Origin of the sequence: Streptomyces sp. NPDC051561 (genome assembly GCF_044454195.1) — a bacterium.
In the GTDB taxonomy this organism is placed as follows: domain Bacteria; phylum Actinomycetota; class Actinomycetes; order Streptomycetales; family Streptomycetaceae; genus Streptomyces.
The window spans coordinates 439,296-451,314 of the sequence record NZ_JBITDM010000003.1 but is presented as its reverse complement, the minus strand read 5'-3'; the positions used below and the strand labels follow the sequence as shown (position 1 = coordinate 451,314).

Genomic DNA, 12,019 nt, shown 5'->3' with positions numbered 1-12,019 from the left:
CCGGCCTCACCGCGACTAGCCGCAGCACCCGCCGCCGCAGCATCCGCCACCACCGCCGCCGCCACCCGACGGGGCGGCGGCCGAGGAGCCGGCGGCGGTGCCGACGGCCACCGCGGAGAGCAGCTTGACCGTGTCCTGGTGGCCCTCGGGACAGACGGCGGGGGAGCCCGACTCAGCCATGGGACGGGTCAGTTCGAAGGTGGAGTCACAGGGGCGGCAGCGGTACTCGTAGCGAGGCATGGGATCAGATTAGGCGCTGCACACAAAGCCCCGCGTTCCCGTCCCCCGCCCACGTGCTCCCGCCCGCGCACTCCCCACCACGCGCCCCGGCTCACCACGCGCCCCGCCTACGCTCCCGCGCCCCGCTCGTCCCGGATCTCCGAGACCACCCGGGTGACCGTGCGACGTACCGCGTCCGTCTCACCGAGGAAGTTCCAGTAGTCCGGGTGGCGGCCCTCCAGGGCGGCAACGGCACGGTCCAGCCGGGTCACCGCATCGTCCAGGGGTCGGGCGTGGCGCGGGTCGGGGGTGTTGCGGCCCGCCATCGCGAGGCGCTGGGCGTCGCGGATCGCGAAGCGGGTGCGCTGGATCTCCTGCTGCGGGTCCTTGGAGACGGCGTTGAGGCGCTGCAGGCGGTCGCCGGCGGCGGAGACCGCCTCATCGGTGCCGTCCAGCAGCGCCCGTACCGTACTGAGCAGTGAGGTCGCGTCCTGCCAGCGCTGCTCGTCGCGGGCCCTGGCGGCCTCCTTGAGGCGTTCCTCGGCCAGTTTCACGTTCTCCGACGCCTGAGCGGGGACCTGCTGGAGGTCCTGCCAGCAGGACGCGGTGAACCGCCGGCGCAGTTCGCTCAGCACCGGATCGACCTTGCCGGCCCGGGTCGTCAGCGCCTGCGCGCGGGTGCGCAGCGACACCAGACGCTTGTCGATCTCGGCAGCCCGCTCCGGCAGGCGCGACGCCTCGGCCCGCACCGCTTCCGCGTCACGCTGCACGTGCTCGGCACGGGCCAGCGTTTCGGGTACGCCGTGCTGGCCGGCGCCCTGGTTCAGCTTGGTCAGCTCGGGAGCGAGCGCCGCCAGCCGGGCCGCGAGATCGTCCGCCCGCAGCCCCGCCGCACGGACCGCGTCCAGCGCGTTGCTCGCGGCCAGCAGCGACTGCCGGGCCCGCTCCACCGCCGGGGCGAGCCGGGCGAGCTGCGTCTCCGCCTTGTCCAGCAACGGCCCAAGACCCTGCTGGTACCGGTCCAGATCCTTCTTGACCCGAACCAGCTCGTCCTTGGCCTTGCCCAGCTCCGCCCGGGCGCGCGAAGCGTCGCCCGTATCCAGATCGTCGCGCTCCAGGTCGTGGGCGTCGATGGCGGTGATGTACGTATGGCTGACCTCGTCGATCCGCTGACCCAGTGAAGCGAACTGGTCGGCCGCGCGCCGTGCGTCCGGGGAACTGTCCACCGCGGTGATCGTCTCGATCGAGATCCGCAGATCCCGCTGCGCGGTGTCCAGCTCGTAGAACGCGGCCGCGGCCGCGTCCCTCGCCGCCTGCGCATCGGCCCGCGCGCTCTCGTTCCGGCCGCCGAACCAACGCCGCGTACCCCCGCCCGCGAAGGACAGGGGAAGCGTGGCGGCGGCCACCGCGATCAGTGGAAGGGGCAGCAGGGCCAGTGCCAGTACGTCCCGGGCCGCGCGGGAGCCTCTTCTCGGACGGCCCCCGGCCCGACGGCTCACTCGCTGCGTGTGCTGCGCGTCTGTCGCCGTCACAACCCTCTCCCGTGCCGTGTCCGTCCTACCTGGTTCATTCTCCCACCAGGTAATGACGAACACACGGGCCGGTTAGTTCGCGCTTTGGACGGTGACTTCGCCGTTGTCGGTCCTGGCCTTCACCAGGTGGGTGCTGTTGTCGGACTTCGGCACGTCGACCTTCACCGTGCCGTTGTCGGTGTGCGTCTGAACGTTGTACGTCGATTTCGGCAGCGTGAGGCGGATGGCGCCGTTGTTGCTGTGGCCGTCCACCAGGTCGGGCACGACGGAGAAGCCCAGCTCGATCTCCCCGTTGTCGGACTTCGCGGTCACCGACTTCGCTTTGATTCCCTCGCCCGTGATCTCGCCGTTGTCGCTCTCCACGTCCAGCTTTCCGCGCATGTCCTTGAGGATGATGGCGCCGTTGTCGGAGTTGGCCTTGAAGTCGGTGTCGAAGCCCGTGGCGTGCACGCTGCCGTTGTCGTCCTTGATCGTCAGCGCGACGTCACGCGGCACCTTCACCGTGTGCCGCGCCTGGCAGTCCATCGACACACCCGTGCACTTCACCAGGAGCTTCAGCGTGTTCCCGGTCAGCTCCCACACCGGGTCGGGGCCGCTGCCCAGGACCACCCAGCCGTCCACCTGACGCTCCACCTGGATGTCCTTGACATCGGCGGGCACCAGTTCCAGCCGGGAATCGTCGGCCTCGATGGTCAGCGCCTTCCCGCCGTACGCGAAGGACTTCTTCTCCACGGGCGCGTCCGCGGCGTCCGCGCTGCCGCACCCGGTGGCGGCGAGCGCGAGCAGCACGGCCCCGCCGGCGGCGAGCAGCGTGCGGGTCGTGAGTGCGGTCCGTCGGACGGCCATGGTGATTTCCCCCTGTGGAATGCGGTCGGTGTGCCCCCAACTCTAGGAAGCACAGCCCTCCCGGGACGATCCTGCCGTCCACCGCATCCAGGGTGGGGGTAACCCCCGGCTCGCCCATGACCCACCCCTGACCAGCCCCTCCCTCCCTTCGCCACCGGGGGATCCGGATTACGGAGGTGCCGCCACGGCCATGTACGCTGTTGCCTCATGCCCGGGCGCGTAGCTCAGGGGTAGAGCGCCGCCCTTACAAGGCGGATGTCGGCGGTTCGAAACCGTCCGCGCCCACCGGGAACGAAGGCCCCCGACCTGATCAGGTCGGGGGCCTTCGGCGTTCCTTTGTCAGTGGGGCTGGCTACGGTTGTCGTATGTGCCGCAGCATCAGGACTCTTCGACCGCCCGCCATCCCCGAGGAAGCCACCGAGGAGGAGATCGCCGCTGCCGCGTTGCAGTACGTACGGAAGATCTCCGGGTTCAGGGCGCCCGCCCAGCACAACCAGGAGGTATTCGATCAGGCTGTGGGGGAGGTGGCGGAGGCGACCGCCAAATTGCTGGCGGGGCTGGAGGTGCGGGGGCGGCGGACCACATAGGCCGCCAGGGCTCCCGCGATGAAGAGGGCGAGGACGGAGAGGCCGGTGCTCAGCCAGCTCGCGCCCAGCCACTGGCCACCGAAGTAGCCCAGGCCGACGCTGTAGAGCGCCCAGGCCACGCCCGCCAGGGCCGACCAGGGGACGAACTCCTTCGCCTTGCGGTGTGCCGCGCCCGCGCCGAGCGAGACCACCGAGCGGCCGGCCGGGGCGAACCGGGCGATGACCACCAGAGCGCCGCCGCCCCGGTTGAGGGCCGTGCCGAGACGTTCCTGCGCGGCGGTCAGGCGGCGGGAGCGGGCGATCGCCCGGTGCAGTCGTGCGCCGCCGCGCCAGGCCAGCCGGTACGCCACCAGGTCGCCCACCAGCGAGGCCGTCGCCGCGCACAGGGCGAGCAGGGCCAGCTCGGGGAGGTCGTGGATGAAGGAGTCGGGGGTGGTGGCGTTGGTCGCGCCCGCGGCGGCCGCGGTGGAGGCGGTGATCACCAGTACACCGCTCGGCAGGATCGGCAGGAACACGTCCAGCACGATCGACGTACCGACAACCAGGTAGATCCATGGGCTGCTGGTCAGCGACCCAAGACTCTCCAGCACTGCGAACTCCCCGTAGGTCAGGAACAACGCCGCGACGTCGCATGGGGAGCGGCAGGGGCGGCTTAACAGCGGTCAAGCCTACGCCTGGTGAGAGAGGGGTTATGTCCTGAGGCGGGTGATGTCGCGGAGATCACTTCGGGCGCCCGGGGTGTGGCGCGGGGTGTGGCGCGGGGTGTGGTGCCGAGTGCGGTTCGGGGGGCCGGGGCGGGCGGACGAGCACCCAGGTGTCGGGGCCGCCGGGCCGCCGGGCCAGGGTGTCCGGGCCGCCGAGCGGGGGCGGCCCGGACACCCTGGTGTGCACGGCAAGCTGATGCTTGCGGTCAGGCGGCCGAGGGGCGGAGCGACCGGGTGGTCCGGTCGCCGGGCGGTCAGGCCGTGGTCGCCGTGGTCGCCCGCTCCTCCTTGGAGCCCTCCGGCCGCAGGGCGGCGGGCTGTGCGCGGCGCGAGGTCAGCAGCGAGTCCAGTGCCGCCGCGCCGGGCCCGGTGAAGATCAGCAGCAGGAACGCCCAGCAGAACATCGCGGATGCCTCGCCGCCGTTCTGCATCGGCCACAGCGCCTCCGGCTGGTGCATGACGAAGTACGCGTACGCCATGGAGCCGGAGGCGATCAGCGCTGCCGTCCTGGTGAACAGGCCGAGCGCCACCAGCGCCCCGCCGACCAGCTGGATCACCGCCGCGTACCACCCCGGCCAGGCCCCGACGGGAGCGGTCCCGCCGGTGCCGCCCGCCCCGCCCAGCACTCCGAAGAGGGTGGCGGCGCCGTGGCAGGCGAAGAGCAGGCCGGCCACGAAGCGGAACAGGGCGAGGGCGTACGGCCGGGAATCCGTCAGCCACCCGGACAGGGCGGAGGCGGAGGAAGCGGAGCCGGCGGAGGCGGAGGAAGCGGAGGGGGCAGTCATGAGTGGGGGACTCCTTCGGTGGGCCCGGAAGGGCCTTGCGGGCGGTGGGGACGTCGTGCGGACGCAGCCCGAAGAGACGTGCGATGCCCAGGAGGTTAGGTAACCCTCACTGTGCTTGCAAGTTCAACATTCCAGTCATGGCTGATTTCAGCTCCCAAGTGGCGCTTTTCTTAGGCCAGTTGCTCCCTTTGTGTCAGTCGTGTGTCAGGTTTGTGGTCATTGCAGTGGTCAGTCGCGCCGGGCCGGTGCTCTGTTCCCCGCCGCGGATGCGTTGGGCCTGCTCCAGGCGCAGTTCGGCGGCGCGCCCGCGCAGCGTCAGCGTCATCAGCTGGTTCCCGAACCACGGGCCGCCCGTCCGCCGCCACCGCAGCAGCGGCTTCCCCAGCCGCCCGTGCCGGGCCAGCCGCTTACCCAGTCGTTGGCCGGTCGCGCTCCACCCGAAACGGAACCCGAGCTTGATCGAAGACGGAATGCCGTTGTGCACCGGAGAGCAGGTCAGCTGGAAGACCCGGGCGGTATCCGGGCGGGCGTCGTCCGGCCAGTGGGTCGGCTCGGCGACGTAGGCGTGATGGACGTCTCCGGAGAGCACGCAGATCGTCGCGGGCGCCCCCGGCCCGCTGCCCGCCTCGGCGATCAGCCGGACCATCCGCTCGAAGGAGGCCGGGAACGCGGCCCAGTGCTCCAGGTCGGAGCGCCGGCGCAGGTCCTCGGCGAACCGGGCCCATCGCCCGCCCCGTATCCCCGAGGCCAGCGCCGCGTTCCACCCCTCCGCGTCATGGATCAGCGGCGGCAGCAGCCACGGCAGCGAGGTGCCGATCAGGAGGTGGTCGTACGGGCGCGAGTCGTCCAGCGCCTGGTCCGCGAGCCAGCGCGCCTCGTCCTCGTCGAGCATCGCCCGCGCGCCCTCCTCCAGTACGCGGGCCGCCCTGGTGTCCACCATCAGCAGCCGTACCGGGCCGAAGTCGCGCCGGTAGCTCCAGCGCACGCACGCCGGGTCCTGGTCCGCGCGGGAGGCGAACTCCCGCAGTACGTCCGTCCCGTCGGGGGTGGCACGCACCGCCGCGTACACCTCGTCGGCGTCCAGTTCGGTGGGGGAGAGGTTGCCCAGGTGCTGGTACACCCAGTACGACATCAGCCCGCTGAGGATGCGCTCGCGCCACCACGGGGTGGCCCGCATGTCGGCGACCCAGGCGGCGCTGGTGTTCCAGTCGTCGATGACGTCGTGGTCGTCGAAGATCATGCAGGTGGGGACGGTGGACAGCAGCCAGCGCACCTGCGGGTCGAGCCAGGACTCGTAGTAGAGGCGGGTGTATTCCTCGTAGTCCGCGACCTCCACGCCCGGCGGCTCGCGCAGATCGCGGCGCGCGGCCAGCCAGCGGCGGGTGGCCTTGGATATCTCGTCCGCGTACACCTGGTCGCCGAGGAGGAGGATCACATCCGGACGCTCGCCGCCCGGGTCCCCCGATACCCGCGCCGACAGCGTGTCCAGCGCGTCCGGTCCCGCCGGGTCCTTCTCCCCCTCGGCGGGCGCCGCCCACCGGCACGAGCCGAAGGTGATGCGGGCTGAATCCGCCCCGGGTGAAGGGGTGTTGATGGTGCTCGGCGGGAAGGCGTACTCCGGCGGCGGCCACACCGGGCTGCCGCCGAGCCGTACCTCGTACGGCGTCGACGAACCCGGCCGCAGACCGGTCACCGGGATCAGTGCGTAATGGTGGCCCGATATCTGGAAGGTCTCCGCCGTACCCCCGCCGCCGCCCTCGCAGACGACCTCGGCCGTGCAGGGCCGGTCCGTCTCCACCCAGACGGTCGCGGAGTCGCCCCGCTCCCAGTCGACGTACCTCAGTACTGGTCCCAGGCGCAGCCCGGTCATGTGTCCTCCTCCGTCGTCCCCCGTGCGGGGCCAGCCCCGTACGGTACGGAACGACGGAGGGGAGCGGGGAAGTTCCACGCGTCAACTTGTTGTTGACCTTGGTGCGGGAACCGGAAACGCCTGGTGACAGGCGGGGCGGGTGGGGCGGGGCAGTACTCCCGAGCGGGGCTCAGCAGTTCTTCAGGGTGCCTTCCAGTGCCGTCTTCTCCGCCTGGTCGACGGCCAGCTTCCAGTAGTGCTTCACATGCACCCACATCTGGGCATAGGTGCACTTGTACGCGGTCCGCGACGGCATCCACTCCGCCGGGTCCTGGTCACTCTTGGACTGGTTCACGTTGTCGGTGACGGCGATCAGCTGCGGGCGGGTCAGGTCATTGGCGAAGGCCTGGCGGTCCGGGGTCGTCCAGGTGCTGGCACCCGAGCGCCAGGCCTCGGCGAGCGGCACCATGTGGTCGATGTCGAGGTCCGAGGCCGCCGTCCAGGTGGCGCCGTCGTACTCCGAGTACCAGCTTCCCTTCACCGCCGCGCACTTGTCGTCCTGCTCGACGCCCTTGCCGTCCCGCTTCAGGACTGCCTCGCGGGTGTTGCAGGCTCCGGACTGGGTGATCCAGTGCGGGAACTTCTCCCGGCTGTAGCCGTCCGAACTGCCCTCCGCCCGCACCGTCAGCGCGGCGAGATAGGTGCGGGCGGTGGCCGCGTCGACCGGCGGGGGCGGCGATGCGGCGGCGGTGGGGGAGGTGGCGAGGAAGCCGGTGACCGCGAGGGCGGCGGCACCGCCCGCGACGGATATGCGACGCGCGTAGAATTTCGCGGAGCGAGTGGCGGCGTGGCGTGACATGTGAACTCCCGAGCTGTGGGGGGAAGTTGTGCCACGCGTCCCGTCAACTCCCGCGCGGCACCGTCATCGTGGCGACGCCGGATTGCCGGGAGGCGTGCACCAGGTAACAGGGTGAAGTACAGCCCGGAGTCATGGGCACGTCATCTCAAGGCATTCACCGAACCTGACGATCCGACACCGGGCGTCCACCGCACGGGGGTGGGATGCCCGAGCGGGCCCCTTCCTAGGCTGACCCCGTGCTGCTCCCCGTGAACCCGACCCTGGCCGCCGTCCTCGCCGTGCTCCTCGCCCTCGCCGTCACCGTCGCCGCCTGTGCCCGGCTCTCCGACGACTCCACCCGCGTACAGGGGCGGCGCATCGCGGTCGCCGGATTCCGCGCCGCCGTGCAGCTCGCCGTCGTGGCACTGGCCATCGGCTGGGTCGCCCGCTCGGGGTGGCTGCTGCTCGGATTCCTGCTGCTGATGTACGCAGTCGCCGCCCGCACCGCAGGCCGCCGGATCACCCGTAACCACACCTGGTGGTGGGCCGCCGCACCGATCGCCGCCGGGGTCGCGCCCGTGGTCGCCGCCCTGCTGCTCACCGGGCTCGTCCCGCCGCGCGGCATCACCCTGATCCCGGTCACCGGCATCCTGATCGGCGGCGCGCTCACCGCCACGGTGCTCGGCGGGCGGCGCGCGCTGGACGAGCTGGAGGCGCGGCGCGGAGAGGTGGAGGCGGGGCTGGCGCTGGGGCTGCTGGAGCGGGAGGCGCGGCTGGAGGTGGCCAGGCCCGCCGCGTCGGACGCGTTGATTCCGGGGCTGGACCAGACCCGGACGGTGGGCCTGGTCACGCTGCCGGGGGCGTTCGTGGGGATGCTGCTGGGCGGGGCTTCGCCGGTGATGGCGGGGGCGGTGCAGCTGTTTGTGCTGGTGGCGCTGCTCGCGGTGCAGGCGGTGGCGGTGGCGGGAGTGCTGGAACTGGTCGGGCGCGGGAGGCTGCACCGGGAGAGCCGCGAGTGACGGTTCGAGCGCCCATCCCGTATCCTGTACGGAGCACTGAAGGGGAGTAGCTCTTCGCCGGACCGTCGACATACTGCTGAGCACGCTCAGCCGGCGCCCGGAGGCAGACAAGGAATCAGGGATTCCGTCCGCCAGCGAGACCTTCGGCCGCAGTTGTTTTCGTATGTTTTCGATGACGCTGCCGTGCCGAAGCGACCCCGGAAGCAGTTCAGGTCTCTCGGTACGGGCAGCCCCGACCGATCGAGGAAACCCCGACCGTGTTCAGTTTCACCATCGCGGCCATCACCTTCGGAACCGTGTTCCTGGCCGAACTCCCCGACAAGACCGCCCTCGCCGGTCTGATGCTCGGCACCCGCTACCGCGCGAGTTACGTCTTCGTGGGGGTCGCCGCCGCCTTCCTCGTCCATGTCTGCATCGCCATCGCCGCGGGCAGCGTGCTGACCCTGCTGCCGCAGTGGATCGTGCAGACGGTGGTGGGCGTGCTGTTCCTGGTGGGAGCGCTGGTGCTCCTGTTGAAGAAGAGCGACGACGACGAGGAGATCAAGCCGCCGAAGGACCAGTCCTTCTGGAAGGTCTCCGGCGCGGGCTTCATGCTCATCCTGATCGCCGAGTTCGGCGACATCACCCAGATCATGACGGCGACCCTGGCCGCCCGCTACGACAACCCCGTCTCGGTCGGCATCGGCGCCGTCCTCGCCCTCTGGGCGGTCGCCGGCCTGGGCATCGTCGGCGGCCAGGCCCTGATGAAGCGGGTCCCGCTGCGGCTGATCACCAAGGTGGCGGCCTGCCTGATGCTGGTGCTGGCGGCCTTCAGCCTGTACGAGGCGATCGCGGGCTGAGTGCGGCCCAAGCAGGTGTACGGACGTCGGAGGGGCGGCCCGCAGCGAGTGCTGCCGGCCGCCCCTCGGCGACGTACCAGAAGTTCCGGACCGTAAGGAAAGGAGCGGGTCAGCCCCTAAAGGAGCAGGTCAGCCCGTAAAGAAGCAGACCGGCCCGTAAAGAAGCAGACCGGCCCGTGAAGAGGCAGGTCAGCCCGTGAGGTGCAGAGCCGTCGAGCCGTCCTCGGCGGTCACGACGCGTACCTGTGTGAGGTCGCGGACCAGCGCGGTCGGCGCGTGCTCGCCCGCGCGCGGGCCGATGCCCAGGACACGCATCCCGGCCGCCTTGCCCGCCGCGATGCCCGCGCCCGAATCCTCGAAGACGATGCAGTCGGCGGCCTCGAAGCCCAGCTCGGCGGCGCCCTTGAGGAAGCCCTCCGGGTCCGGCTTGCTCGCGGAGACCAGCTCGGCGGTGACCCTGGTGAGCGGCATCGGCAGTGCGGCGGCCGTCATCCGGGCCTGCGCCAGCTTCTCGTCGGCCGAGGTGACCAGGGCGTGCGGAAGGTGGGCCAGCGCCGCCATGAACTCGGGTGCGCCGTCGATCGGTACGACGCCGTCGGTGTCGGCGGTCTCCTTGGCCAGCATCACGCGGTTGTCGGCGTAGTTCTGCTCCATGGGGCGCTCGGGCAGGAGGACCGCCATGGTCGCGTAACCCTGTCGTCCGTGCACCACCTTGAGTGCCTCGGCCGGGTCGAGTCCCTGTTCGACGGCCCACTCGCGCCAGCAGCGCTCGACCACCGCGTCCGAGTTGACGAGTGTGCCGTCCATGTCGAGCAGCAGTGCCTTGAAGGGCAGGACGGTGGTTCCGGTGGACGGGGCGGGGGTGGCGGCGGCCGGCATGCGGACTCCAGGGCGCTGATAGAGGGCGCGGAAAAGAAACAAGCGGTTCCGTCCACCGGTCAGGGTATGCGGACGGAACCACTTTGTTCTTCCACGATACAAAACATGCGGGGCTCGCGCCAACCCGCCCCCTCGCGAACCCCTTACGGCTCGCGCGACCTGGACTCCAGGGCGGCGCGCGTGGTCGGGCCGTACACGCCCTCGGGGTCTTCCTCGATGTCCATGTACGACTGGAAGAGCGCGACCCCGTCGGTCACGTCGGAGGTGTACCTGCCGTGCATCGGGCCGCTGTACATCCACACCTGGGACAGTCGGCCCTGGAGCTCCCTGACCTCGGGGCCGGTGGATCCCTGGGTGAGGGTGCCGGGCGGCAGGGTGTTCACCGGCGGCTTCGGCGTCGCGGGGGCCGACGGGGTGGTGGCGGTGGGGGTCGGGCGCTTGGTGGGGGACGCGGACGGCGTCCGGGTGGGTGTCGCCGAACGGCTGGTGCGGACCGGCGTGGGGCGGGTGAGGCGTGAGGCGGTCACGGTGGGGGACGGCGGCGCGGAGGTGGGGGACGGGCTGCCGGCCTCGGGTGACTCGGTGACCAGGGTGGGGGTCGAAGTCGTCGGCGCCGGGAGGGCGAGGTCCGCGTCGGGGTCGCTGTCGAAGGCACCGGCAGCGAAGGCGGCACCGGCCACCACGGCCACGGCGGCGACCGCGGCGAGCAGCACGGTGCCGGTGCGCGAGCGGCGGGGGGCGGGCTCGTGGGCGGAGCGCCCTGCGGGGGTGCCCTCGGCGTAGGGGCTGTAGGAGCCGCCGGGGTCCGAGGAGCCGTGGGTGGAAGAGGGGGCGCTGGGGCCCGAGGAGCCGTAGGGGTCGTCGGCCGGGGTGGGGCCCGTGGGGTTGGTGGGATCCGTCGGGACGGCGCGCAGGGGCATGGTGCGGGCGGCTGCGGGGGGCTCGTCGTGCGGGCCGCCGGTCGGCGGCGGAGGCCCTTCCTCGTCGGGTCGGGCCAGATTGACGTACGGGCGGATGCGGAGCGGATTGAAGTCCTCCGCGTTCGCCACTTCAGCCGTGCGGCCGGCGTGGTGTGCCTCCGCCGCGCGGCGGGCGCAATCACAGGCAGGTGCGCCGGGGCCGGGTCTTATTCCGTCCGGTGCTGCCCGTTCTGTACCGCATTCAGGACATAGGTGTCCGTTTGACATGGGGTCCCCTCCCCTTGAACTGCCAGCGATTATGCAGACCCGGGGCCGCACGCCCAATGGGCAGGGCAGGTGGCGCAGGTGCATACCCGCACAGACCGGCTGAAGGGGAGGGGTGGCCGGGGTTTCAGTGGCCGGTGAGGTCCTTGGTGTACCAGTGCTCCGCATACTGCCGCGCGTTGTGTGCCGGGGCCTCGCGGTAGCCGTGCTTGAGGTACAGGCCGCGCGCCTCCACCAGATCGTTGCGGGTGTCGAGCTGGATACGCCGGATGCCGTACGCGCGTGCCGCGTCCTCGATCGCCTTCAGTACCAGCCCGCCGCCGCCCGTGCCGCGTACTTGGGGACGTACGAACACCCTTGTCAGCTCGGCCAGTTCCGGGTCCACCACGATCAGCCCCGCACACGCGGACGGTTTGCCCTCCCAGCGGCCGACGACGAACGCACCGGTCGGCGCGACCAGCAGTTCCGTGCCGTCGTCGGTCAGTCCCTCGTCGATCTCCCGCTCGGTGGCCGGGCGGTCCCAGTAGCGGCTGGCGACCTCGTCGTAGTAGTCGCGGCGCAGCTTCGTCGCGTCGGGGGTGTCGGGCCGTTCGGCGGTGATGATCCAGGTCATGGCAACTCTGTACCGGAGCCGGCGACCGTTTGGCCACCGGATAACGGGCTACCCGATGGGCGAGCGGCCCCCTGCGGGCCGAAGTCCTCCGAAGTGGCGGCACTCGTACCTGTAGCGGGCTCACA

At 71.2% G+C, this 12,019-nt stretch carries 13 protein-coding genes and 1 tRNA gene; 4 read left to right on the top strand and 10 right to left on the bottom strand.

What is annotated here, in order from left to right:
- Window positions 1-15 precede the first annotated feature (15 nt).
- From ACIA73_RS10195 to ACIA73_RS10185, 3 genes are all read right to left on the bottom strand, one after another.
- The gene (locus ACIA73_RS10195; RefSeq protein ID WP_399437892.1) at window positions 16-240 is read right to left on the bottom strand and encodes a zinc ribbon domain-containing protein; all 225 of its coding nucleotides are present in this window, start codon (window positions 238-240) and stop codon (window positions 16-18) included.
- Window positions 241-347: 107 nt separating this feature from the next.
- Window positions 348-1,751: a hypothetical protein gene (locus tag ACIA73_RS10190; RefSeq protein WP_399437891.1), complete on the bottom strand. Its 1,404-nt coding sequence runs from the start codon at window positions 1,749-1,751 to the stop codon at window positions 348-350.
- A gap of 72 nt (window positions 1,752-1,823) precedes the next feature.
- A complete protein-coding gene (locus tag ACIA73_RS10185; RefSeq protein WP_399437890.1) occupies window positions 1,824-2,597 on the bottom strand; it encodes a DUF4097 family beta strand repeat-containing protein in 774 nt (257 codons plus the stop codon).
- A gap of 213 nt (window positions 2,598-2,810) precedes the next feature.
- On the opposite strand from ACIA73_RS10185, the gene ACIA73_RS10180 reads away from it, so the two are divergent.
- Together ACIA73_RS10180 and ACIA73_RS10175 are read left to right on the top strand one after the other, a co-directional pair.
- Window positions 2,811-2,882 (top strand) — tRNA-Val (locus ACIA73_RS10180).
- Window positions 2,883-2,962: 80 nt separating this feature from the next.
- Entirely contained in the window at window positions 2,963-3,184 is a 222-nt protein-coding gene (locus tag ACIA73_RS10175) for a DUF2277 domain-containing protein (RefSeq protein WP_399437889.1), read from the top strand.
- Here the strand turns inward: ACIA73_RS10175 and ACIA73_RS10170 are convergent.
- From ACIA73_RS10170 to ACIA73_RS10155, 4 genes are all read right to left on the bottom strand, one after another.
- Window positions 3,106-3,774 (bottom strand): DedA family protein, encoded by a 669-nt coding sequence (locus tag ACIA73_RS10170; protein ID WP_399437888.1) that lies wholly within the window; start codon window positions 3,772-3,774, stop codon window positions 3,106-3,108. The two genes, ACIA73_RS10175 and ACIA73_RS10170, sit on opposite strands and share 79 nt — an antisense overlap.
- A gap of 368 nt (window positions 3,775-4,142) precedes the next feature.
- Complete coding sequence (locus ACIA73_RS10165) at window positions 4,143-4,616, bottom strand: DoxX family protein (protein ID WP_399438050.1); 474 nt, start codon at window positions 4,614-4,616, stop codon at window positions 4,143-4,145.
- 250 nt (window positions 4,617-4,866) lie between these two features.
- Window positions 4,867-6,543 carry an alkaline phosphatase D family protein gene (locus tag ACIA73_RS10160; RefSeq protein WP_399437887.1) on the bottom strand — a complete coding sequence of 559 codons (1,677 nt, stop codon included), beginning with the start codon at window positions 6,541-6,543 and terminating at the stop codon, window positions 4,867-4,869.
- Window positions 6,544-6,712: 169 nt separating this feature from the next.
- Window positions 6,713-7,381, bottom strand: coding sequence for an HNH endonuclease family protein (locus ACIA73_RS10155; RefSeq protein ID WP_399437886.1), 669 nt, complete (start codon window positions 7,379-7,381; stop codon window positions 6,713-6,715).
- 236 nt (window positions 7,382-7,617) lie between these two features.
- On the opposite strand from ACIA73_RS10155, the gene ACIA73_RS10150 reads away from it, so the two are divergent.
- Window positions 7,618-8,379: an ABC transporter permease gene (locus ACIA73_RS10150; protein ID WP_399437885.1), complete on the top strand. Its 762-nt coding sequence runs from the start codon at window positions 7,618-7,620 to the stop codon at window positions 8,377-8,379.
- Window positions 8,380-8,636: 257 nt separating this feature from the next.
- The gene (locus tag ACIA73_RS10145; RefSeq protein ID WP_399437884.1) at window positions 8,637-9,218 is read left to right on the top strand and encodes a TMEM165/GDT1 family protein; all 582 of its coding nucleotides are present in this window, start codon (window positions 8,637-8,639) and stop codon (window positions 9,216-9,218) included.
- 189 nt (window positions 9,219-9,407) lie between these two features.
- Here the strand turns inward: ACIA73_RS10145 and ACIA73_RS10140 are convergent, their stop codons facing one another.
- From ACIA73_RS10140 to ACIA73_RS10130, 3 genes are all read right to left on the bottom strand, one after another.
- Window positions 9,408-10,097, bottom strand: a complete 690-nt coding sequence (locus ACIA73_RS10140) for an HAD-IA family hydrolase (protein ID WP_399437883.1) — start codon at window positions 10,095-10,097, stop codon at window positions 9,408-9,410.
- 143 nt (window positions 10,098-10,240) lie between these two features.
- Window positions 10,241-11,146 (bottom strand): peptidoglycan-binding protein, encoded by a 906-nt coding sequence (locus ACIA73_RS10135; protein WP_399437882.1) that lies wholly within the window; start codon window positions 11,144-11,146, stop codon window positions 10,241-10,243.
- Window positions 11,147-11,408: 262 nt separating this feature from the next.
- Window positions 11,409-11,894 (bottom strand): GNAT family N-acetyltransferase, encoded by a 486-nt coding sequence (locus ACIA73_RS10130; protein WP_399437881.1) that lies wholly within the window; start codon window positions 11,892-11,894, stop codon window positions 11,409-11,411.
- Between the last annotated feature and the right edge of the window lie 125 nt (window positions 11,895-12,019).